The sequence below is a fragment of the Lentzea sp. NPDC004789 genome (assembly GCF_053601075.1).
Window position 1 is genome coordinate 197,965 of the sequence record NZ_JBSGBE010000008.1, and the last position, 22,958, is coordinate 220,922.

At 72.3% G+C, this 22,958-nt stretch carries 11 protein-coding genes; 5 read left to right on the forward strand and 6 right to left on the reverse strand.

What is annotated here, in order from left to right; translation table 11 throughout:
- Positions 1 to 47 precede the first annotated feature (47 nt).
- Positions 48 to 2,612 carry a CHAT domain-containing protein gene (locus tag ACWEIJ_RS20635; RefSeq protein ID WP_449838793.1) on the forward strand — a complete coding sequence of 855 codons (2,565 nt, stop codon included), beginning with the start codon at positions 48 to 50 and terminating at the stop codon, positions 2,610 to 2,612.
- Here ACWEIJ_RS20635 and ACWEIJ_RS20640 read toward each other — a convergent pair.
- Positions 2,597 to 5,305, reverse strand: coding sequence for a SpoIIE family protein phosphatase (locus tag ACWEIJ_RS20640; RefSeq protein WP_449838794.1), 2,709 nt, complete (start codon positions 5,303 to 5,305; stop codon positions 2,597 to 2,599). The genes ACWEIJ_RS20635 and ACWEIJ_RS20640 overlap by 16 nt on opposite strands.
- A 101-nt stretch (positions 5,306 to 5,406) precedes the next feature.
- Between ACWEIJ_RS20640 and ACWEIJ_RS20645 the strand changes: the two genes are divergently transcribed.
- Positions 5,407 to 6,120 (forward strand): GAF and ANTAR domain-containing protein, encoded by a 714-nt coding sequence (locus ACWEIJ_RS20645; RefSeq protein WP_449838795.1) that lies wholly within the window; start codon positions 5,407 to 5,409, stop codon positions 6,118 to 6,120.
- Between the two features lie 4 nt (positions 6,121 to 6,124).
- Here ACWEIJ_RS20645 and ACWEIJ_RS20650 read toward each other — a convergent pair whose 3' ends face one another.
- The 3 genes from ACWEIJ_RS20650 to ACWEIJ_RS20660 form a co-directional block, all read right to left on the reverse strand.
- Positions 6,125 to 7,339 carry a PP2C family protein-serine/threonine phosphatase gene (locus ACWEIJ_RS20650; protein ID WP_449838796.1) on the reverse strand — a complete coding sequence of 405 codons (1,215 nt, stop codon included), beginning with the start codon at positions 7,337 to 7,339 and terminating at the stop codon, positions 6,125 to 6,127.
- Positions 7,340 to 7,419: 80 nt separating this feature from the next.
- A complete protein-coding gene (locus ACWEIJ_RS20655; RefSeq protein WP_449838797.1) occupies positions 7,420 to 10,260 on the reverse strand; it encodes a hypothetical protein in 2,841 nt (946 codons plus the stop codon).
- A complete protein-coding gene (locus ACWEIJ_RS20660; RefSeq protein ID WP_449838798.1) occupies positions 10,257 to 15,272 on the reverse strand; it encodes a hypothetical protein in 5,016 nt (1,671 codons plus the stop codon). The genes ACWEIJ_RS20655 and ACWEIJ_RS20660 overlap by 4 nt, the downstream gene beginning before the upstream one ends.
- Before the next feature lie 87 nt (positions 15,273 to 15,359).
- Here ACWEIJ_RS20660 and ACWEIJ_RS20665 point away from each other — a divergent pair, with 87 nt between their 5' ends.
- Positions 15,360 to 15,761: a hypothetical protein gene (locus ACWEIJ_RS20665; protein ID WP_449838799.1), complete on the forward strand. Its 402-nt coding sequence runs from the start codon at positions 15,360 to 15,362 to the stop codon at positions 15,759 to 15,761.
- Here the strand turns inward: ACWEIJ_RS20665 and ACWEIJ_RS20670 are convergent, their stop codons facing one another.
- Together ACWEIJ_RS20670 and ACWEIJ_RS20675 are read right to left on the reverse strand one after the other, a co-directional pair.
- A complete protein-coding gene (locus ACWEIJ_RS20670) occupies positions 15,762 to 16,571 on the reverse strand; it encodes an SAM-dependent methyltransferase (RefSeq protein ID WP_449838800.1) in 810 nt (269 codons plus the stop codon).
- A 561-nt stretch (positions 16,572 to 17,132) separates the two neighbouring features.
- On the reverse strand, positions 17,133 to 20,738 hold the full coding sequence (locus ACWEIJ_RS20675) for a glycoside hydrolase family 3 C-terminal domain-containing protein (protein ID WP_449838801.1): 3,606 nt from the start codon (positions 20,736 to 20,738) through the stop codon (positions 17,133 to 17,135).
- Between the two features lie 208 nt (positions 20,739 to 20,946).
- On the opposite strand from ACWEIJ_RS20675, the gene ACWEIJ_RS20680 reads away from it, so the two are divergent.
- Positions 20,947 to 22,158 carry an ROK family protein gene (locus tag ACWEIJ_RS20680; protein WP_449838802.1) on the forward strand — a complete coding sequence of 404 codons (1,212 nt, stop codon included), beginning with the start codon at positions 20,947 to 20,949 and terminating at the stop codon, positions 22,156 to 22,158.
- Between the two features lie 56 nt (positions 22,159 to 22,214).
- Positions 22,215 to 22,955, forward strand: a complete 741-nt coding sequence (locus ACWEIJ_RS20685) for a ribonuclease activity regulator RraA (RefSeq protein WP_449838803.1) — start codon at positions 22,215 to 22,217, stop codon at positions 22,953 to 22,955.
- Positions 22,956 to 22,958: the final 3 nt, after the last annotated feature.

Genomic DNA, 22,958 nt, shown 5'->3' on the forward strand with positions numbered 1-22,958 from the left:
CTCGTCAACCAGATGACCCAACCACCGTTCCCTGATACACAGCGCGAATGACACTCGTTCGGGCTGAGGCGGCGGTGGACCTGGCGTTCACCGCACCGGCACGGGCGCGGCGGATCGCCGAGGGGTTGCTGGGCGGTGACGACGAGACGGTGTCGGTGGCACGGCACGCGCTCGGCCTGGCGAGCGCGGCCGTCGGCAGGCTCGACGACGCCGAACGTCACCTGACTGAGGCGATCGGCCTGGCCGAACGCGCGGGCCTCGCGGCACGGGCGGGACAGGCGCGGGGGTCGTTCGGCTACGTGCTGACGCTCACCGGCCGCACGGCGGAGGCGCTGTCGGAACTGGACCGGGCCCAGCCCGCGGTGAGCGGGGTGTCGGCGGCACGGCTGCGGATGCAGCGGGCGTTGATCCTCACCGAGATCGGCCGGTACGACGAGGCCGCCGACGAGTTCGCGGAGGCGTTGGAGCTGCTCGGCGGTTCCGACGACCTGCTCGAAGCGAAGATCCGCAACAACCGCAGCATCCTGCGGGCCCAGCAGCGGGACTGGCGTGGTGCGGAGGACGATCTGCGGCTGGCCGAACGGCTCTACACGTCGACCGGCCACAGTGGACGGACCGCGACGGTCTACCACAACCGCGGGGTGGCGGCGGCCGCGCACGGTGACGTCCCGGCCGCGCTGGCCGCCTACGACGAGGCCGCGCGGCGGTACCAGGAGGCGGGTCGCAGTCCGGGCCTGCTGCCGATCGAACGGGCCGAGGCGCTGCTGTCGGTCCGCCTGGTCGCTCCCGCCCGACAGGTCGCGGAGGCGGCGGTGGTCGAGTTCGCCCGTGAGCACAACGCGGTGGACCTGGTGCAGGCCAGGCTGCTGCTCGCGCGTGCCGCGCTGGCCGACGACGACCCGGCGACCGCGTTGACGCAAGCGGCCAAGGCCCGCCGGTCGGCCAGGCGGCAGAACCGGCCGGGCTGGGCGGCGCTGGCCGACTACCTGGCGTTGCGGGCGCGGTGGCAGGCAGGCGCGCGCACGGCCGCGACGTTGCGCGCGGGGACTGCGGTGGTCGAGGCGTTGATGAGCACAGGGTGGGTGGTGGAGGCGCTGGAGGCGCGGCTGATCGTGGCCCGGCTCGCGCTGGAGCTCGGCCGGACCGAGCAGGCGAAACGGGAGCTGGCGGCGGTGGCGCGGGCCGCCAGGACCGGGCCGGCCGAGCTGCGGGCGCGGGCGTGGCACGCGGTGGCGCTGCTGAGGTTGTCCGACGGTGACAGCAGGGGCGCGCAGGCCGCGCTGCGTGCCGGGATGGACGTGCTGGCGGCGTTCCGCGACAGCCTGGGCGCCTCCGAGCTGCGGGCGCACGCGTCCGGTCACGCGGGTGAGCTGGCCGCGACGGGACTGGAGCTGGCCGTCGCGTCCCGGCGACCGGCCGCGGTGCTGGCGTGGGCGGAGAGGTGGCGTGCGGGGGCGTTGCGGATGCGCCCGGTGCGGCCTCCCGACGACGCGGAGCTCGCGAAGGATCTCGCCGAGCTGCGGCGCGTGGTCGTCGAGCAGGGCCGCGTCACCGACCAGCGGGCGTTGCTGCGCCGCCAGTCCGAGCTGGAGGAGGCGATCCGGGCGCGGGCGCGGCACGCCACCGGGATCCGGGCGCCGGACCGGGTGCCGTCCGCGGCCGGGCTGCGTGCGGCACTGGGGCCGGCCGCGCTGGTCGAGTACGTGGAGACCGGGGAACGGCTGTACGCCGTGGTGCTGGCCGGCACGCGGCTGCGCCTGCGGGAGCTCGGTTCGCTGGCCGTGGTGAAACGGGAGATCGAGGTCCTGCGGTTCGGCCTGCGGCACCTCGCCAACGAGATCGGCACGGCCCGGTCCCTCGCGGCGATCGCGGACCGCGTCGACCACGCGTCGGCGTTGCTGGACGAGGCGTTGCTCGCCCCGCTGCACGCCGAGATCGCCGGGCGGCCGCTCGTCGTCGTGCCCACCGGCGCACTGCACGCGTTGCCGTGGCGGGCGTTGCCGGGGTGCACGGCCAGGCCGCTGACCGTGGCACCCTCGGCCGCGCTGTGGCACCGGGCGGTGACCAGCACCCGCGTCTCCAGCGGCAGCCACGTGTTCGCCGCCGGACCCGGCCTCGACCACGCCGCACCGGAGGTCGCGGCACTGGCTCGGCGGACTCCGGGCGCGTCCCGGTTCACCGGGCGGCGCGCCACGGTCGCGAACGTGCTGGCGGCGCTGGACGGCGCGGAACTGGGCCACGTCGCCGCACACGGCGCCTTCCGCGCGGACAACCCGCTGTTCTCTCAGCTGCGGCTCGCCGACGGCCCGTTGACGGTGTACGACCTCGAACAGCTCACCGAACCTCCGCGGCTCGTCGTGCTGTCGGCGTGCGACACCGCCAACTCCGAGGTGCGGCCGGGCGACGAGCTTCTCGGGCTGGCGGCCGCCCTGCTCGCGCTGGGCACCCGGACGCTCGTCGCGTCCGTCGTCCCGGTGCCCGACCACGCGAGCAAGCGCCTCATGCTGCGCTTCCACCGGCTGCTCGCGCACGGCCACACGCCGGCCGACGCGCTCGCCGCGGTGCAGCAGGGCCACACCGACATGGGCTTCCAGTGCTACGGAGCAGGCTGACGGCTGCGGACGCCGAGGACGTCACACAGACCCGACAGCGCGACGATCCGGTCCGGTGCGCTGCCCGCGAGCGTGATCGTCTCCAGCCCGCGCCCGGCTCCGCGCGCCTGCTCCGCGAGTTCCAGCAGGAGTGCGACGCCCGAGCTGCTGAGGTAGCCGAGAGCGGTGAGGTCGAGGCCGATCGCGCGCCGGTCCGCCGAGCCGACCACGTGTCCGAGCAGCGGGTCGCGGAGTGGACCGGACGTGTGCGCGTCGAGATCACCGGTCAGGCGGAGCACGAGGACGTCTCCGGCACCCTCTTCCGCCGTCAGGTCGACCGTGTCGGCCGGCACCGGGGCGACCGGTGAGGGCGCGCCGGTGGGTGAGGTCGCCGGTGCGACGGAGAACCCGAACCGGATCGTCGTGCCGGACTCGCCCTTGTCGATGTCGGTCTCGTCGGCCATCGTGCGGATCAGGTGCAGACCACGCCCGCGATGACCGGGGTCCTCCGGCTCGGGGCGCCATGTGCCGTGGTCCGCGACGGTGACCTGCACCGTCGTGCCCACTCGGGTGACGTGGGTGTCGAACGTGCCGGAGCCGCCGGCGTAGGCGTGGTCGATCACGTTCGCGGCGGCCTCCCCGTACGCGAGCAGCACGTCGTAGGCGAGGTCCTCGGACAGGCCGGCCGTCGCCGTCCACTCGGAGACGGCGCGGCGCAGCACGGCCAGCTGCCCTGCCTCGGCCGGCGCCGTCCGGTGCAGCGGCGGCGGCAGGAACCGGGCCACGACCAGCGCGGCGTCGTCGTCCTGGCCGTCGGCGAGCAGCACGTCGATGATGGCGTCGGTCAGCTCGGCGGCGCCCTTGGCGTGTTCGGCCCGCACCACGCCGACCAGCCGGTCGAGGCCCGTGTCCAGCACGGTTCCGCGCCGCTCGACCACGCCGTCGGTGTACAGCACGATCGACGCGCCCGGCGCCAGCACGGTGCCGGACTCGCCGTAGCGCGCCCGTCCGCGAGTGCCCAGCACGGCGCCCGCGCCACCCGCGAGCAACCGCGCGTCCCCGTCGCCCGCCACCACGGGCGGAGGGTGCCCGGCACTGGCCCAGCACAGCTGCCCGGTCGTCCAGTCGAAGGTGAGGCACGCGCAGGTGCTGCCGGCGGCGCCGTTGACCCTGGAGGCGAACGTGTCCAGCCGCTCCAGCGCCGCGGCGGGCGAGTGCCCGTCCAGCAGGTAGCCGGCCAGGGCGCTGCGCAGCTGTCCCATCACCGCGGCCGCGGTAGGCCCCTTGCCGACCACGTCACCGACCGAGAACCCCACGACGGTCTCCGCGATCGGAAGCACCTCGTACCAGTCGCCGCCGATCTGCGCGTGGGTCGAGGCCGGCAGGTAGCGGGCCGACGTGTCGAGCCGGTCCAGCACGGGCAGCTCCCTGGGCAGCAGGCTCAGCTGCAGGGCACTCGCGATCTCGTGCTCGCGCTGCAGCAGCAGCTCCCGCTGGGCCTCGGCGCGCTGCCTCTCGGTCACGTCGCGGCCGATGGCCTGCAGTCCGGTCGGGGTGAGCTGAACGCTCAGCTCCAACGCGACGATGGCGCCGTCGGAGCACCGCATGGTCCACACCACGGTCTGCTGGTCGGCGAGCTCCGGGCGGGCCTGGTCCTCGTCGAGCACCACCAGCTCCGCGGCGTTGCGGCCGACCAGCTCCTCGCGCCGGTACCCCAGCAGCGCGCACGCGGCCGGGTTCACCTCGACGAACCGCAGTTCCCGGTCGAGCACCCAGATGCTGTCGGTGGAACGGTCGATCAGCCGCCGCAACCGCTGTTCGCCCTCCCGCAGGGCGCGGTCGGCGTGGGCGCGCTGCATCGACTCCCAGCACCGGTTCACCACCACCGACACGAGGTCGATCTCGTCCTGCGTCCACCGCCGACTGCTCGCCTGGTGGACGGCCATGGCGGCGACGAACCTCCCACCGCGCAGCAACGGCAGGCAGATGACCGCGCGGATGCCGGTCAGCCGGTACGCGGCCAGATCGTCCTCGTCGAGCCTCGGGTCGTTCGCGCTGTCGACGACCACCCACGGCTCACCGGCCCGCATGGCGCGCAGGGCACCGGAACCGAACTCCCGCATGGCGAACCGCCCCGGCAGCGGCGGCAGACCGGTCGCGTGGTCGCCGCTCATGACGAAGTGGTTCTCGTCCTCCTCGGCCCTGGCGTAGGCGCAGCGGTCGACGTGGAGGTGCTCGCCGAGCAACCGGGTCGCCAGGGACATCAGGGCCTCGGCGTCGTCGAGCTGCTGCGACTCCCGGTCCAGCACACCGAGGAACCGCTCGCGGTCGGCGTCGGCGCGGTCGCGGGTGACGTCGACCAGCACGCCGTCGAGCAGCTGCCGCGCGCCCGCCTCGTCTCGGCGGACGCGGACCTTCTCGCGCAGCCACAGGACATCGCCCCGTGCGCTGAGCGCGCGATACGTCAGCTCGTACTCGTCGGCCTCCTCGCACCAGCGCAGGCGTTCCACCTCGGCGCGGTCCTCCGGGTGCACGATCGACGCCCAGAACTCGCGTTCCGCGAGCCAGCGCCGGACCGGATGACCGAGCATCCGCTCGGCGTGCCGTGACACGAAGACCACCCGGCGCGTCCGGACATCGGCCTGCCACACCACCGCCGCGAGGTCGTCGACGAGCGAACGCAGTGGCTCTGGATCCCCTTCGGTGGCGCGCACGTGGTCAGCGTGTCACGTCGGGGAAGCTCCGGCGAACGACGTCACGACCAGGCCGATGTTTGTTTCGCGGCCGAGAAGGGTATGGGTTCCACGATCAAGACATGGTGATGGAGGACATCATGGGCACGGCTGATGGCGGCGGCCTCAGAGAGCTCGCCGAGACGCTCAGCGACGTTGCGAGAACACTGCAGGCCGAACCCGACGTCAGTGCGACGTTGCGGGCGATCGTGAAGGCCGCCATCGACTACATCCCGGCCGCCCAGCACGCGGGCATCTCGTTGATCGAGGACGGTGAGATCCGGACCGTCGAACCGACCGACCACATCGTCGAGATCATCGACCAGCTGCAGTACGACCTGCGCGAAGGGCCGTGCGTCGACGCGATCACCGAACACCGGACGTTCCGCGTCAGCGACGTCGGCACCGAGGCTCGGTGGCCGGCCTTCGGCCCAGCGGCGGCACAGCAGGGCATCCACTCGTTGCTGTCCTACCGGTTGTTCGTGACCCACCGGACGCTCGGCGCGCTCAACCTCTACTCCAGCCACGTCGACGCCTTCGACCAACGCACCGAACAGGACGGCCAGCTCTTCGCGACGCACGCCGCGATCGCGCTGATCGGTGCGCAGCGGGAGGCGCAGCTCGGCACGGCCGTCGAACGGCGCGACGTCATCGCCACCGCCAAGGGCATCCTCATGGAACGGCACGACGTGGACACCGCTTCCGCGTTCCGGATGCTGGTGGAGACCTCCCAGTCGAGCAACCTCAAGCTGCACAAGGTCGCGACGTGGCTCGTGGAGAACCGCAGCGAGATCTAGCGGATCAGCCCTGGTCGCCGTGGCGGATCGCCACCACCGCGATGTCGTCGGTGGCCGGCTGGTCGCCGACCATCGTGGCCATGATCCGGATGCAGGCCGCCTCCGGGTCCGTCGAGGTGACGACCCGGCGCAGCCGCTCCAGGCCCTCGTCCAGGTCCTCTCCCCTGCGTTCCACCAGACCGTCCGTGTACAGGACGATCAAGGTGCCCGCGGGGACGTCGACGTCGACGCTCCTGCGGCCGGTGCTGGCGAGGTCGTAACCGACGGGCGGGCCGAGGGGAAGCGACGCGAACCGCGCTCGGTCTCCCGGCGTGGCGAGGACGGGCGGCAGGTGTCCCGCCGAGGCGAGGCTCATGCGGTGGGTCGCGGTGTCGATGATCGCGTAGGCGACCGTGGCCATGGTGTCGGTCTCGAAGTGGCTGGCCTTGCGGTCGAGCTTGCCCAGCACCTCCGCGGGATCGGCGTACTCCAGCGCGTAGGCGCGCAACGCACTCCGCAACCGTCCCATCACCACAGCGGCCTGCAGCCCGTGGCCGACGACGTCGCCTATCACGACGCCGATCCGGTCGCCGGGCAGCTGGAACACGTCGTACCAGTCGCCACCGACACCGCTCTCCGCGCCGGGGACGTAGCGGGCCGCCAGCTCCCACCCCTCGGTGCTCGGCAGGCGCGCCGGCAGCAGGCTCTCCTGCAACAGCGCGGCCGCGGCGCGCTCGGACCGCGTCCGGTCCATGTACACCGCCACCGCGAGGCGGTCAGCGACCAGGTGGAGGGCGTCGACCTCGTCGTCGGTGAACCGGCGTGACGTGGTGCTGCCGACGTGCACGACGCCGGTCAGCTCTCCCTCGGCGATCATCGGCACACCGAGCAGCACCTGCAAACCGTGCTCCCACAGCAGCGGGTTGACCACAGTGGACTCGTCGACGCGCTCGATCTGCACCGGTTCCCGCAGCTGGGCCACGCGACCGGCGAAGCCCTTGCCGACCGGCACGCGCACGCCCTGGAAGACCTCCTCCTCCAGCCCCGAGGCCGCCCTGGCCACCAGCTGCCGGCCGCTGCGATCCACCAGCAGGACCGTGACGGTGTCGACCGCGAGCAGGTCGCGCACGCGCCTCAGCAGGACCTCCAGGAGCTTGTCCAGCTCCAGCTGTCTGAGCGTGCCGTCCGTGACGGCGTTCAGGACCTGCAGACGGATCGACGAGCTTCGGGCCTCAGCCATGTCGAACTCCGTCCACGCCGATCGTGCCCAAGACACTACTTCGTGTGGCTAAGGGATGGTGAACTCGGTACCCGTGTGTTTCAGGCCGGTTCCACGGCCACCAGGCTCCCCTTCCTGCCCAACGGGTCGGTGAGCTGCGCGTGGTACCTCACCGCGCCGGGCGGCACGGTGCAGGTGAACGCGGGCGACGTGGGCGAGGTCACCAGGTCGACCAGGGCTCCTGCCGGGGTCTCCGCCCACAGCTGGACGCTGCCGGGTGGCAGCGCTCCCGAGATCACGTCACCGGGGCTGAAGGTGAGCAGTCCGGTCAGGTCCGGGACCGCGGCCGGCACGCGCATCGCGGTGGCGGGCAACGAGGTCCGGCTCCACATCGACTCGACATCACCCGTGGGGACGCCCGCGGGGGTGCCGACGGTGCTCGGGATCGGCAGCACCCCCGGTGGCAAGGCGGGCTCCGGGTCGTGCCGTGCCTCGGCCCAGTAGGTGGCGCGCTGGTAGTCCGCCAGCGGGCTGTCGGTCCACGGACCCCGGACCGTGGCGACCACCGGCACGTAGCGCGGTTCGGCGGTCATCGCGCGAGCACGCCGGATGCGCACCTCGCCGTCGAACCCGGCATCGACGGAGACGCTGCCGTCGTCCGCCACGGTGACCCTCACGGTCGGCGGAGCGGGTCGCTCGGTGTGCGGCACCGCCACCGGAACCAGGCCGCACTGGGCGAAGTCGGACTCGACGTTGCCCTGCGTCAGCGGCACGATCCGGACGAACAGCACGCCGCGCAGGCTGCCGGGCACGCTGTGCCGCAACGACACCACGCCCGCCGCGGCGGTCAGCGGCGGATCGGTGATCAGGCTGAAGTCGGCCTTGTCCCGCAGTTCCGCCCGGCGGGCCCAGATCGCCCCGGCCAGCGAGGCGCGCAGCGGATCACCGGGCAGCCTGCCGTCCACCAGGCCGATGCCCAGCGCCGCGGCGAGCCGGTCGGACGTGGTCAGGTACACCCGGTACCGCGCGTCTCCCGGCCAGGTCAGGGCGAGCTCGCTGGCACCGGTCGCGTCGCGGCGGCCGGACCACAGCAGCGCAGGACCCGTGCGCACCACCGGAAGCGGCCGGGGGTCGTGCACGGTGACGACCGAACTGGCCACTGTGGACTGCACCCCGGCGGTGTCGGTGAACACCGCGTCCACCACCACGTCCACCGACGATCCCGGCGTGGTCGCCGGAACGTCGAAGAACTCCACCATCTCGGCCTGGGCCGCCACGGTGCGAGACGTGCCCGCGACGGTCAGCGCCAGACTCGCGACGGGCAGCCCCCCGGCCTCCGTCCGCACCGGAAGCTCGACGGAAACCCTGATCTCGCCTGGAGATCGAGGGCTCGTGTCGGCACGGTCGAGCGCGGCGGCGAGAACGTGGCTCTGCGGCACCGGAGGCCGGGGCGCGGGGCGGGGAGGCGGCGACGCGGAGACCGCCGCGGGTGCGCCCCAGCGGCCGAACCGGTCTGCCTGCACCACCTGCCACGTCGCCGGTTCCGGCGGCACCGACGGATCGGACAGGGTGCTCGGCCGTTCCCCCGTCATCGTGGTGGCCGGAGCGCCCTTCGGCACCCGGCCCGCGAACAACGCCACCGCCCGCCCGAGGGTGAACCGATGCCTGCTGAGAGCGCCTCTGGCCAGGGCGACCGGGCCGGCGGGCGGCGCGCCGTGCAGCAGGATCTGCTGCTGCCACGTGTCATCACCGCCGTGCCACCGTCCCGGTGGCACCGACAGCGAGGGCGCGTCCGGGACGTCGGGCGTCGCGCCGACCCCGGCGGCCAGCGGCAGGAAACGGATCTCGCGTGGGCTTTTGTACCTGTCCTGCACGGCCGTCAGATCGAACTTGGCGGCGGCCCGGTTGGCCAGGACCTGGCTGAGCGGGGTGTCCACCGGGATGACGTCACGCAGCCGCCACGGACCGAGCCGCTTGGTGCGGTGGATCCCGAAGAACGCGCCGACCACCACGACGAACGGGCGGTCGCCACGAGGTGGCTCGATCGGCAGCACCGTGGCGAGACCCAGGTAGCGGGCCAGGCCCGGATCACCGGCCTGGATGGTGAGCGCCTGCACGCACGGCGTGGTGCTCGTCGTGTCGCGCGGAACCAGGTGCGCTCCCGGCGCCACGAGCGTGCCAGGTGGGTTGGTGCGCTTGAGGATCGCCTGATCGGGCACGTCCGGACCGAAGAACGCGGTGTCGATCCACGGGTGGATCGACGAGTGCAGGTTCCGCACGCGGTCGGACTCGTCGCCGGGTCCGACCGGCGTCCCCGGCCCCAGCGGCTCGTCCGGTGGTCCGAGCCTCCTCGGCGCCCCCGCCTCGACCCGGTCGAACGCCGGCCCTTCCCCCGCTCCGCCCGCGTACCACGGCGCGTCGCCGATCGGCAGCCCGAACGGCCGGTGCCACTCGATCCGCTCGGCCTGCCGGATCGCGTGCCGAGCGGAGAAACCCATGACGTTGCGGACGATCCCGCGGCCGGACAGACGTAGCCTCCGGATCGCGCTGGCGCCGAAGGAGTACGGCTCCTCCGACCGCCGGGCGAACGGCCGGCCGTTGCCCACCGTGTCCAGCGCCTCGACCACGGCGGGCCCGTCGACGAGCACGACCACCCAGATCCACGGCTCGCCCGAGTCGTCGCCCAGGACCACGTCGACCGGGCCGTGCAGGTCGAGATCGATCGGCCCCGCGATCCGGTTCCCCTCGCGGTCCAGGAACTGCGCGGGCACGTCGAACACCTGCTCCGGTTCGAACACCCCGCAGACGAACGGGTGCAGCGGCCAGCCGAGGATCGGGTGCAGCGACAACGCCGCGTGCACGCCGTCCCCGGCGTCCAGGTCTCCGCGCACGCCGAGAGTGCTCAGCCGCAGCAGCGCTTCCAACGACTTCAGGGCCGTCATGACAGCTCCTCGGCGAATGCGGGCGAGGTGGGGACGACCGCGCGCGGCACGAACGACGTCTGCGCCGCCGCGGCCGGATGTTCGAGCACGGTGAGCGACAGCAGTGGTGGCAGCCAGGTGATCGGCCCGATCCGGCGCCGCCGCGGCACGACCGGCGTGCGGGTCAGGTACAGCACCCTGGTGCCGGTGGCGTTGCGGCGCACCACGTCGAACGGCACGCTCATGCAGTCCAGCGCGCCCAGCCGCAGGCGGCCCGGGCGTTCCAACGGCTCGGGGCTCTCCAGCAGCACCCCGCCCAGCCGCCACGGCCCGGCGTCCGGCCGTGACCACAGCAGCGTGCAGGCGCCGTCGGGATCCGGTTCCCACAGGGCCAGCCCGAGCTGGTCCAGGAACACCGCGAGCACCGAGTCGGCATCGCGATCAGTGGCGGGCACGCCGGTGAGGTCCAGTGAGGGCGCGAGCAGGTCACCGGTCGTGGCACCGTTGAGCGGCGCGGTGAACCCGAGCGCGGTGACCTGCTCGCGCGGGTTGCGGTAGCGGGAGGTGGTGAACACGACGCCCGGCAGCGCGATGCCCAGTTCCGCACCGGTTTTCGGCACCTGGACCGCCAGGTCGTAGGTCGCGCCCGGCACCAGTCCGGCCGGGCCGCCGAGCGTGCTTCCCTGCAGGGGCACCGGACAGCCGCTGAGCGCGGCCATCTCCAGCTTGCGCTGGTCGACGACGAGCTGCTGGTCCTTGGCCTCGGCCCAGATCTCGGCCAGCACGGCGGCGATCGCGGCGGGAGGCTGCGGAGGTGAGCCCGGCGGGAGGTCGGTTCGCTGCAGCACCAACGAGATCCGGTGCTGGTACTTCATCGCCAGTGCGCCCACGTGGTCGGCGCTGAAGTGCGCACCGACCGGATCATCGGAGTAGTAGTTCGCCACCCGATCCGTCGGCGTGTAACCCAGCAGGTAGCGCCGCAGGGAGCTGACGTCGAACTTGTCCTGTGCCACCAGCCTCTCCGCCAGGTGGCCCGGAGTGGTGGCACCGACCTCGGTGTGCCCCAGCGCCGGATAGCCCTTCGGCGGTGGCGTCGGTTCCGGAACCGGTGCGGTCCGGAACCAGTAGGTGACCGGGGCGTGGGTGAAGGCCTTTTTGCCGACCTCCTTCCCGTTGTCGGTGCGCTTGCCGACGCACGCCATGGTGACCTCGACGCCGTAGGTCGTGCCGGGTTCGAGCAACGTCCGGCGGTCGCCCTTGGCCTTGCCCAGCAGCAGCCCCTTGTCCTTGCTCGCGGCCGCAGCGGCGGCGGCTGCTGCGGCCGCGTTGTCCCGCGCGGTCTTGCTCTGGCCGTGCAGGCCGAGGATCGCCAGGTTGGCGCCGACCGGGTACTGGAGCACGATCTGCGAGACCAGCACGCCGGCGTTGCTGGTGAGCACCACGAGGGTGTGGCCGGCCGTGCCGGGCAGGTACGAAGGCACCCAGCCACTCGCCGACACCTGGCCGGCCGAGAAGTCGTCCACCAGCAGCACCAGCACGTCCGGCACGACCTGATCGTCCACAACGGTCAGAGTCGCGTGCTGCAGACCCAGTTCGTGCGCCAGGTACCGAGGCGCCACGAGCCCGGGGAGGCCCAGCGCGCCGCCGAAGTCGTGGCCGCCGCCGGACAGCGGCGCGGAGAACACGATCAGGCCGCCGGGCCGGTAGTTGACCTCGCCCGGCATGCCGAGCAACGCCGGCCGCACCGGCAGCTCGCGGAAGGTCACGTCGACGTCGACCCAGAACCGGGACACCAGCGGGTCACCGGGACCGGCCTCCGGCGGCATCCGCCAGCCGTCGCCGACCGGTTTCGCCGGTGCGCCGAGCGCCCAGCCCCCGGCCGCCCGCGGCTGGATCTGGCAGTGGCCGACCTCCGGTTCGAGCGGGTCGTGCGGCAGGCTCTTGCCGCCGTCGGCGAGTCGCGAGGTCCACAACGCGGTCTGCCACGTCAGCAGGGCCAGCTCGCCCGCGACACCGCCGGACGCCGCGCCACCGGACACCTTCGGTTGCTGCCACGCGGCTTCGAGGTCGCCGGCGACCGGCGTGCCGGCCGCGGTGATCAGCCGCAGGCCGGTGAGCGCGAACTCGTAGCTCAGGTCGTCGGCGCCGGTCCGGCCGGTGCTCGTGGCGACCGCCGGGTAGCTGCTCTTCCACGTCGTCCCGTTCAGCAACGCCTTGCCGAACTGCGCGGACGCGAACCCGGCCGGTCCCGGCACCACCGGGAAGCCGAGGAGCGGGATGACGTCCGGCCAGACGAACGGCGGGTCGCCCGCCTTCACCGCCTCACCGGTGCGGCGGTAGGCGTGGTCGCACAACGTGACCTCGGGCAGCGGCCAGTCCTTCTCCGGAGGTTCGGGCACGGACTTGTCCTCGTCCCCGATGGTGATCGTGACGCAGCCGGAGATCTCGAAGAAGAACAGGTCGACCTCGCCGCACACGGAGAACTTGGCCCACCGCACGTCACCCGGCCCGATCTGCGCGTCGATGTCCGCCGACGCGCCGATCGACACCGGTCCCAGGTGCAGCGAGCCTTCGAGATGGCCGTGGCCGCGCACCACGAGAGGCGAGGTGCCGATGCCGAACTGGGCGTCCGCCGCGAGCTCCAGCCAGATGATCCCGGCGCCGAACACCGCGTGGAAGCCGGCGCCGAACGCGACGGCGAACCCGTTGAGGTCGAAGTCGCTGCGCCCGCCGACGTTGTGGATGTCCTTGCCGTGCACCATGAGGAAGGCCTCGGCGCCGAGGTCGAGCAGGTCGGGCAGCACCCGGACCCGCACCGGTCCCGGTGTGCGGCCGTCGGCGCCGTCGGATCCGATGTGGACGCGCCAGTCGGGGTTGTTGCCCGGGAACACCGCGTCGATCGGGACCAGGATCTCCAGCAGGGGCTTGAGGTCGAAGCTGCCGCGCAGCCCGATCAGCACACCGCTGCTGTCGTAGACCAGGACGCCGGTGATCGCGCCCTGCGAGATCGGCTGGTCGTTGCTCGCGAGCCGTCTTCGCTCGCCGAGGAAGCCGGCGTCGAGGCCCGCGCGGAAGGTGAAGTTCGGGGCGGTGAGCAGGATCCGGCCCGCCGCGCTGAACGCGAAACCCTGGTCCGGCAACGTGCCCACCACCGCGGCGAAGCCGAACATCAGGTCACCGGCGGAGAAGTGGGTCTGCTGCGGCGTCCACGCGAGCTGGAACTCGACGGGGTCCCGGTCACGCGGCGGCAGGTCGGGCAGCGCGTTGAAGCCGAACGCGCCACCGATCGAGTAGAGGCCGAGCCCGGTGGGCCCGAGCGGGATCGCACCCGGCAGGTCGACGCCCAGCTCCAGCACGATCATCTGCCCGACGAGCTTGAGATACGCCGCCGCCGCGAGGTTCAGCGGCACGATGTCGACGCCGAGCGCGGCTTCGAACCCGTTGCCCACCAACGCGAGCTTGCCCCGTCCGTTGATCACGCCCGGCACGGCCAGACTCGCGTCCAGCCCGCGCAGCGACACGTCCGGCACCGGCCCGCCGTCGAAGGTGGCCCTGACGGTGGCACCGCTGACCTTGACCGGCCCGAGGTCGAGGGTGAACCGCAGGTCGATCTCGAACCAGGTCGACCCGTGCCCGGCCCGGTTCCCGGTGACGTCGAACGGCGCACCCGGCACCCGCCAGCGTCCTGGGTCCTCGACGTCCGTGCTCGCCTGGTCGAACGACAGGTGGAACTTGCCGAGCCCGTCCGCGGCCGGGTCGATCTCCAGCCGGACGTCGCGGTGGCGCACCCGCATCGGCACGTCGTCCTGCATGCCGATGCTCAGCCCGGCGAAGTCGATCGACTTGACCAGCACGTCGACGCTGTAGTCCAGCGCCAGCACCAGTTTCGGCGTGCCGACGGTGCCGATCAGGGTCACGCCGTGCACGACCACCTTGCCCTGCTTGCAGAAGCTCGACAGCACGGCCGCGACACCGAGCAACGACACCAGCCCGGCGCTCGACGCGTCGCCGGAGGGCGCGGTGCTGGCCGGGGTGTCCGCGAGCAGCGCCTCGGCCAGCGCCGCGGCGGTCACGAACACCCGTGCCGCCACGTTGCCCGCGAGCCCGTCGTCCACGGCGACCCGGACCAGCCCGTCCGGCCCGTCGCTCACGACCGTGACGTCGAACTGCTGCACGGAGGCGCTCTGCCGGGTGTCGCGCGCGTATCTGGCCCGGAGCCTGAGCGGCCTCCCCGCCGCGACGACCACCCCGCCGACCGGCGTGTCGAGCGCGCCGTCGACGTCGAACTCGGCACTCAGGTCGATCAGCGTCGGCACACACGCGGCCAGCGACAACGCCCCCGGATCGTCCCACTCGACCACCCCGCGGATCCGCGGCCTGCCGTCCGCCGCGGGCACGTCGACCTGCGCGCGCGCCTTCACCCCGGACGGCACACCGAGCGCGAACTGAACGGGCGCGACCGTGCCACCGACGTAGGGCACGCCGCGCGGCAGGAACAGCTCGGCGTCGACCGCGATGCCGTCGTCGATCACCAGCCCGTCCGGCACGTGCAGCCCGAAGGCACCGCCGGGCAGCACCATGAACGGCGGGTCCAGCGGCACGTGACCGTTCGGCATCAGCCGCATGGTCGCGGCGGCTCCCGGCGTGCCCTCCAGCCGGAGCACCGCCGACAACAGGGCCTTCACCGGAGCGCCGGTCGGCTGCACCCACCGCTGCAGGCTCCGCCCCGCGCCGGAGCTCTGCGGGGTGCCGCCGGTCAGGCCGGGCACGGTGACGCCTGTGCCGGCGATCGTGATGTCCGCGCGGAACCCCGCGGACAGCGTGACGGTCACCGGCAGGCCGGGATCGAGCTGCAGGGACGCGAAGCCCGGCAACGTCTGCGCCGACTTCACCTCGGCGGCGGCCACCCCTTCGCCGGCCGGCCACGCTTCCGACTGCACGGCGTCCATCACGCGCTTGACGTCGCCGGGAAGCGCGACCGAGGCCGTCCAGCCCAGCAACGCGAGGTGGTCGGTCAACGAGGAGAAGGCCATGGCGGGCTCCCGTCGGTGGGGTCACCACCGGAGTCGCCTGGCAGCGGCACAACGTTAACCCCGCGATCTCGCCGGTACCTTCGGTGGGTGACCACACCCGACTGGACCTCACCGGAGGAGAGCGTCGCCGCCTTCCTCGACGACTACGACCGGCTCGGCAGTGACGGCGGCGGGCTGGACGGCGTGTTCGCCGCGACGTTCCTGGCACTGGATCCTCATCGGGCGCTCGCCCTCACCCCGCAGCAACTCGGAGCGGCCCTGCCGGCCAGGCGCAAGATGTTCGCCGACGCCGGTGTCACCGCGTTGCGGCGGCAGTCAGCCCGGCAGCAACGGCTGGACGACCGGCACGTCCTGGTGAGCGCCGAATGGCTCGCGGAACGGGCCGCCGGGCCGCTCACGGTCGCCTCGACGTTCCTGCTGCGGCAGGAGGACGACCGCCACGAGATCGTCGTCTACCTCAACCACACCGACCTGGCGCAGCTGCTCTGATCAGCGCTTCCGCCCGACGGCCGCGAGGCCGGTGAACCGCTCGGGATGCTCGTCGACCTCGTCGAGCGACTCCGGCCGCCACAGCGGCAGGTACACCACACCGGGATCGACCACGTCGAAGCCGCCCAGCAGCACCTCCAGCTCGGCGCGCGAACGCATGGACATCGGCGTCGCGGTGCGCTGGTACAGCTGCTGGTGCTCGTCCGCGCGCTGCGGCTGCCCCTCGTGCGTCGCGTGCGAGACCACGAGGAAGCTGCCCGGCGCCATGGCCTCGCGATAACCGGCGATGACCGCGGCCGGGTCGTCGGCGTCCGGCACGAAGTGCAGCACCGCGACCATCATCACGGCCACCGGCTTGCTGAAGTCGAGCAGACCGGTGACCTCGGGACGCTGCAGCAGCAGGTCGGGGCGCCGCAGGTCGGCGTGGACGACCGACGTGCGCGGATCGTCACCGAGGATCGTGCGACTGTGGGTGACGGCGACGGGGTCGATGTCGACGTAGACCACCCGCGCGTCCGGATCGGCCGACCGCGCGACCTCGTGGACGTTGCCGACGGTGGGGATGCCGGAGCCGAGGTCGAGGAACTGGTTCACCCCCGCGGCGACGCAGAACCGCACCGCGCGGCGCAGGAACGCCCGATTGGCCTGCATGATCAGTGGCAGGTCCGGCCACATCTCGATGGCCCGCTCGGCCATCTCCCGGTCGGAGGCGAAGTTGTGCGCCCCGCCGAGGTAGTAGTCGTACACGCGGGCGGCGCTGGGGCGGTTGAGGTCGATGTCGCTGGGCACCGTGTTGGACTCCGATGGCATGCGTTCCTCGCTTCCCGCGCCTGATCGCCGTCACGTTAGCCGTACCGGGTGAGCGCCCGCACGCCGGGAGGGACAGCCCACACGCCGCGCAGGCACGCCCGCACGCCACACGCCAGGTGGGCAGGTCACACGCCAGGTGGGCAGGTCACACGCCGGGCGGAGAGTCCACACGCCAGGCAAGCGAGCCACACACCCGGCAAGCACGCCATACGCCGGGCACGCACGCCATACGCCAGCCGGTGAGCTCACATGCCAGGCAGGCAGCCCACACTCCGAACAGGCAAGCCACACGCCAGGCCGCAAGCCCACACGCCCAGCAGACAAGCCCACACGCCAGGCCGCAAGCCCACACGCCGAGCAGACAAGCCCGCAGGTCAAGCAAGCTCCGCCAACCGAGCAAGCGAGCCCCGGCCACCGAACACGCAAGCCCGCCGAACAGGCGAGCCCACCGAACAGGCGAGCCCACCGAACAGGCGAGCCCACCGAACAGGCGAGCCCACCGAACAGGTGAGCCCGCAGGGCCGTGCCAGGCGCCGTCGGCGCCTGGCAAGGCCCCCACGATCAGCCGATCGCGATGGCGAAGATGTGCATCGCCGCCTCACCCTTGTTCGCACCGTTGCTGATGTCCGGCAGGGTCAGGTACTTCACCGTCTTGCCCGCCTGCAGCGGAATCGGCGCGTAGTACATGCTCACCTGCTGGTTGTTCCGCCCGGTGCTGGTGTTGAGGTAGGGAACGGAGGCCACGATGTCACCGCCGGTGGCCGCGTTGGCCCACCAGTCGGCGAACGAGACGGTCGCAGACTGGGTGGTGCCGTCGGTGTAGGTCACCGTCGCCGTTCCGGACGGGCTGCCGTAGTCACCCGCGCCGATCAGGCCGAGGGTCTTGCCGGAGCCGGAGATCTCGATGATCTGGCCACCGGCGTCCCCACCGGCCACCACGTTGTCCTTGGTGCCCGGCGACGAGCTCGGCCAGGTGAACCTCAGTCCGTTGTGGACGAACGTGGCACCGGGGGTCAGGCTCGGTGTGGCGGCTGCCAGTGCCTGGGCGGAGAAGCTCGCGCCGCCGCCGTCGAAGTTGCCAGGAGCGGTGTTGTTGTCGTCGGTGATGCCGACGTTGTCGAACGCCGCTGCCAGCGAGGGGTACGGGGCGTGCGGCAGGATCAGGGTCGTCGAGTCGCTTGAGGTGCCGCGGCCGTTGGCGGAGGTGAACGTCGCCTGCGCGGAGACCCCGAACTTGCCGGGCTGGGTCGTGGCGGGTGCGGTCACCTGCCAGGTGGTGGTCACGGTCTGCCCCGGCGGGACGGTGGCGAACCTGGACGGCGTGGTGGCCTGGACGGTCCACCCGCTCGGCGCGGTGAGCGTCATCTCGACGTCGCGCAGGGGGCGGGCGTTCGCCGGGTTGGGCAACGTCGTGGTGGCGGTGAAGGCCGTGCCCGGTGACACCCGCGTGGGCGCGCTGAGCGTGAACGGCTGTTTCACCACGACCGGCGTCGTGCCGGTGACGCCGTTGACGGTGACGCTGATGGTCGCCACGCCGGGTGCGACCGTGGTGACCTTGCCGGTCCTGCTGACCGTGGCCACCTTCTGGTCGCTGCTGCGGTAGGTGACGTGTGCCTTCGTCAGGTCGACGAACGACTCGTCGTTGTTGACCGCCTCGACGACGCTGTCCGCGACCGGGTGCTCGCCGGGACGTCCGGTGGTGTCGGCGATCCACGGGTTCTTGCCGGTCAGGTCCATGCTCTGGCCCGGCGCGAACACCGTCTGGGCCGGCTGCACGGTGACGTACTGGACGCGGGGCTTGATGGTCCCCTTCACCGTCACCGGTCGCGCGGTGACGACGTGCTCGGCGTCCGCGCCCACGCCGAACGCGTACTGTCCGTTGTAGACGGTCTGCTTGCGCTGCTGCTGGTCCCAGAACGCCAGGTCGCTGATCCGCACCTGGACGGCGACGTGCTGCGTCTGGCCGGGCTTCAGCACGGCCGTCTTCTGGAAGCCGGCCAGCCTCTTGCGGGGCAGTTCCACGCCGGGCACGGTGAACGGCGTGGCCACGTACACCTGGGCCACGGTGGCGCCCGGCACCGAGCCGGTGTTGGTCACGTCGGCGTGCACGGTCACCCGGCCGTCCGCGGTGACCGACCGCGCGTTCGTCGCCACGTGCGAGTACGCGAACGTGGTGTAGCTGCCGCCGTAGCCGAACGGGTAGGTGGGCTCGCCGGTGAAGTACTGGTACGTGCGGCCGATTCCACCGGTCTGGGACGGCGTGAGGCCGTAGTTCTTCACGTCCGGCAGCTGCGTGTCGTCCTTGTACCAGGTGAAGTTCAGCCGCCCGCTCGGGTTCTGCTTGCCCAGCAGCACGTCCGCGAGCGCGGTGCCCTGGCTTTCGCCGTTGTAGCCGCTGAACACGATGGCCGGGAAGTTGCCCCGGACGTCGTCGAGGGTGACCGGGCCGTTCGACTGGATCGCGAGCGCCGTCCGGTGGTTGCCGACCGCGCCGACCTGGTCGATCAACGAGCGGTAGGCGCCCGGCATGGCGATGGTGGTGCGGTCCTTGCCCTCGGTCGCCAGGTTCGTGTCGGTGCCGACGAACACGACCACCAGGTCCGCGGAGGAGATCGCGGCCAGGGTCTGCGCCGAGCACTTCGCCGGGGTGGTCGACGTCGTGGACGTGCCGCAGGCGTCGAAGGTGACGGTGGCGGCGGGGTTCGCCGCCTTGACCGCCGAGGTGATGCCCTGGACGGGGCTCACCTGGACCGCCGGGTCACCGGAGTAGCCGCCCAGGGTGACCACACCGGCCAGGTCGCCGACGATCACGACGTTGTTCAGCTTCGCCGGATCGGCGGGCAGCAGCTTGGCGCTCGTGCCGGGAACCGCGTCGTTCTTCAGCAGCACCAACGAGTTGGCGGCGATCTTCGCGGCCAGCGCCTGGTGTTCCTGGCTCTGGATCCGGTCCTTGGTGATCTTCGTGTACGGCACGCTGCCGGCCGGGTCGAACTCGCCGGTCTTCATGCGCGTGGTGAACACGTGCACCAGCGCGTTGTCGATCACGGCCTCGCTGAGCACGCCCGCCTTGATCGCCTCCTCGATGTTGGCGACGGTGGCCTCGGCGCCGGTGCAGTTGAGCTGCGTGCCCGCGCGCAACGCGTACGCCTGCCCGCCCGCGGCACCGGAGACCTTCGCCCCGGTCGCGGTGTTCGTCCAGACGGCCGAGCCGTCGACGGTCGCGGTGGTCCAGCCCGGCGGCGCCCAGTTGTGGCTGCCCGGCGCGTACACGTCGCCGACGGCACCGCAGTCGGACGTGGTGTAGCCGTTGAAGCCGTAGGTCCGCTGCGCCAGCGTGTTCGCGAGGTACGTGTCGGCGGGAGCCGGGGTGCCGTTGATCGCGTTGTACGACGTCATGAGCCCGTTGACGTGCGCGTCCTCGATCAGGCTGCGGAACTGCGCGGTGTAGTAGTCGCGGATGTTCGCGTCGGTCGTGTCCGAGCTGTCCGCGTGCCGGTTGTTCTCCACGTCGTTGAGCGCGAAGTGCTTCGCGGTGGCCGCGACCTTGAGGTAGCGCGACATCGGCTGCCCGGTGGGCGTGTGGCCCTGGTAGCCGTTGACGAACGCGCCCGCCATCCTGCCGACGAAGAACGGGTCCTCGCCGAACGCCTCGTCGTTGCGGCCCCAGCGCGGGTCGCGGTCCATGTTCACCGTCGGCGCCCAGTAGGTCAGCACGCCGTAGTTCGACTTGTCCGGGCCGATGTTGTTCTGCGCCACGCCCCACAGCGACTTGTCCAGCATGCCGCGGGCCTCGTCGGAGATCGCCGTCGTCTCCTGGTAGAGCAGCGCGGGATCCCACGACATGGAGCTCGCGAAGTTGGTCGGGAAGCTGGTGGCGTGCACGCCGCCGCCCACTCCCCCGTCGTTCGTGTTGGCGCCCAGCAGGTTGAGCCCGTGCTGGCCTTCGCTCCAGTAGGTGTACGGCTGCACGCCCAGCCGCGGGATGCCCGGCGCGCTGTTGGTGCGCAGCTGCAGCACCTTCTCGCCCAGCGTCATCCGCGACACCAGGTCGGCGGCCCGTTCGGCGAAGCTGTACCGGGTGTCCAGGTAGACCGGCCGGTCGCTCGCGGCCTGGGCCGGCACGGCGGGCACCACGAGTGCCACGACCAGCACCGCCACTACGCCCACCCACCCACGTCGGCGACGGGTCAGGACTGGGGACATGAGTACCTCCGACATCGCAGGTGGCTCTCGTCGTTCTGACGCTATTAGGCGGCGGCAAGCTAGCGCGAACCACAGACTTCGCCAGTTTTGGACAGTAGGCAAGGTCCATCCGGGTCCTCGGCGGGGTCACTTAACGTCAAAGTCGGCTGAACCGTCCTGCTACCGTGACCGGATGCCGCACCCCGTGCCCGCTGTCCGGCCGACGCCCGATCCGCCGGTGAACCTGCGCAGCCTGGGCAGGGTGCGCGTGCTGGAGGCGCTGGCCGAGTCACGGCGGCTGTCGCGGCCGGAGCTCGTGCGCCGGACCGGGCTCGCGCGGGCGACCGTCGGCTCGGTGATCGCCGACCTGATCCGGGCCGGCGTCGTGACCGACGAGAACGCGAGTCCGCAGGACGGCCTGCGCACCGGCAGGCCGGCGCGAACCCTGTCGCTCAACCGGAACGCGGCCTACGCGCTGGGCGTGGACATCGGCCGTGATCACGTCCGGGTGGTGCTGTGCGACCTGTTCGGCGAGCCGGTGTGGGATCGCGACCTGCACCGGCTGGTGGACGACGACGCCGACGCCGTCCTCGCCGAGACCGCGGACCTGATCGGGCAGGCCCGGCTGGCCACCGGCGTCCCGGCCGAGCGGATCCTCGGTGTCGGTGTCGGCATCGCGTGCCCGATCGACCGGCAGGGCACGTTGCTCGCCGGGGGCATCATGCCCGGCTGGGTGGGTGTGCGGCCCACCGACGAGCTGCGGGAGCGGACCGGGTTCGCGGTGCGGCTGGTGAACGACGCGAACGCCGCCGTGCTCGCCGAACACCGTTACGGCGTCGCACGGCAATGCGACGACGTCGTCTACATCAGACTGTCCACCGGCATCGGCGCGGGCGTCATCTCCGACGGCCGGCTGCTGCTCGGCGCGGGCGGCCTCGCGGGCGAGCTCGGCCACGTCATCGTCGAGCCGTCCGGCGCGATCTGCCGGTGCGGCAACAGGGGCTGCCTCGAAACCGTCGCGAGCCCGGCCGCGATCGCGAAGCTGCTGTCGGCGAGCAGTGGCGGGCCCGCGTCGACCGCGGAGCTGATCGACCTGGTGCGCGGCGGCGACCGCGGGGCGATCCGGGCGATGGAGGACGCCGGTGACGCGGTGGGCCGCGCGCTCGCCCAGGCGGTCACGATCGTCAACCCGGAACTGGTCGTCATCGGCGGTGAGCTGGCCGCGGTCGGCGACGTCCTGGTGGCGCCCGTTCGCCGGGCCGTGCAACGAAACGCGATGAGCTGGCACACGAGCGAGCTGCGCCTCGTACCCGGCGCGCTCGGCGACAGCGCGGGGGTGCGGGGCGCGGCGGCACTCGTGCTGGCGGACGCGCCCGAACGGCTGGCGGTCCTCGTCGCCGGCTGATTTCCTTGAAACTCTCCGGGAATTGCGATCAGCGCGGATCTGAGGGAGTCACCGACGTGGTCGAGACGCACGACATCGTTCGCCCGCCCGCCGAGCTCAGTGCGGCCATCGCGGCCATCGGCAGCGCGACGGCCAGCGCCGAGCTCAGCCGCATGGGCATTCGCAGCGCGTTCATCCGCGGGCCGGTGTCGGTGACGCCCGGCGTGCGCGTGGCGGGCCCGGCGCTGACGCTGCAGTTCCTGCCGAAGCGGGAGGACCTCTACCCCGTCGACGAGTACGCCGCGCCGGAGAAGCAGCTGCACCGGCACGTCATGTACCACGCCCAGCCCGGCGACATGATCGTCGTCGACGCGCGCGGCGACATGGGCAGCGGTGTGTTCGGCGAGATGATGCTGACCTACTTCAAGGGCCGCGGCGGTGCCGGAGTGGTGGTCGACGGGTGCCTGCGCGACATCGGCGAGGCGCGCAAGCTCGGCCTCGGGCTGTGGATCCGCGGCGCCACACCGAACTTCCACGCCCAGACCGACATCGTCCCGGCCGCCGTCAACGTGCCGGTGGCGTGCGGTGGCACGCTCGTCGAGCCGGGCGACATCGTGGTCGCCGACGACGACGGCGCGGTCGTCGTGCCGATCAAGCTCGCACCGGCCCTGCTGGCCGCCGCCCAGGAACACGCGGAGTGGGAGGAGTTCTCCCGCATCCGGCTGGCCGAGGGCGGCGACCTGCGGCGGTACTACCCGCTGTCGGAGGAGGCCCGGCCCGAGTACGAGCGGTGGCGTGCCGAGCAGGGCCGGGCCTGACCT

Coding starts and splice junctions, on each gene's coding strand:
- ACWEIJ_RS20635 (WP_449838793.1), top strand. CDS start 48: ATGACACTCGTTCGGGCTGAGGCGGCGGTGGACCTGGCGTTCACCGCA.
- ACWEIJ_RS20650 (WP_449838796.1), bottom strand. CDS start 7,339: ATGGCTGAGGCCCGAAGCTCGTCGATCCGTCTGCAGGTCCTGAACGCC.
- ACWEIJ_RS20645 (WP_449838795.1), top strand. CDS start 5,407: ATGGTGATGGAGGACATCATGGGCACGGCTGATGGCGGCGGCCTCAGA.
- ACWEIJ_RS20655 (WP_449838797.1), bottom strand. CDS start 10,260: ATGACGGCCCTGAAGTCGTTGGAAGCGCTGCTGCGGCTGAGCACTCTC.
- ACWEIJ_RS20670 (WP_449838800.1), bottom strand. CDS start 16,571: ATGCCATCGGAGTCCAACACGGTGCCCAGCGACATCGACCTCAACCGC.
- ACWEIJ_RS20680 (WP_449838802.1), top strand. CDS start 20,947: ATGCCGCACCCCGTGCCCGCTGTCCGGCCGACGCCCGATCCGCCGGTG.
- ACWEIJ_RS20660 (WP_449838798.1), bottom strand. CDS start 15,272: ATGGCCTTCTCCTCGTTGACCGACCACCTCGCGTTGCTGGGCTGGACG.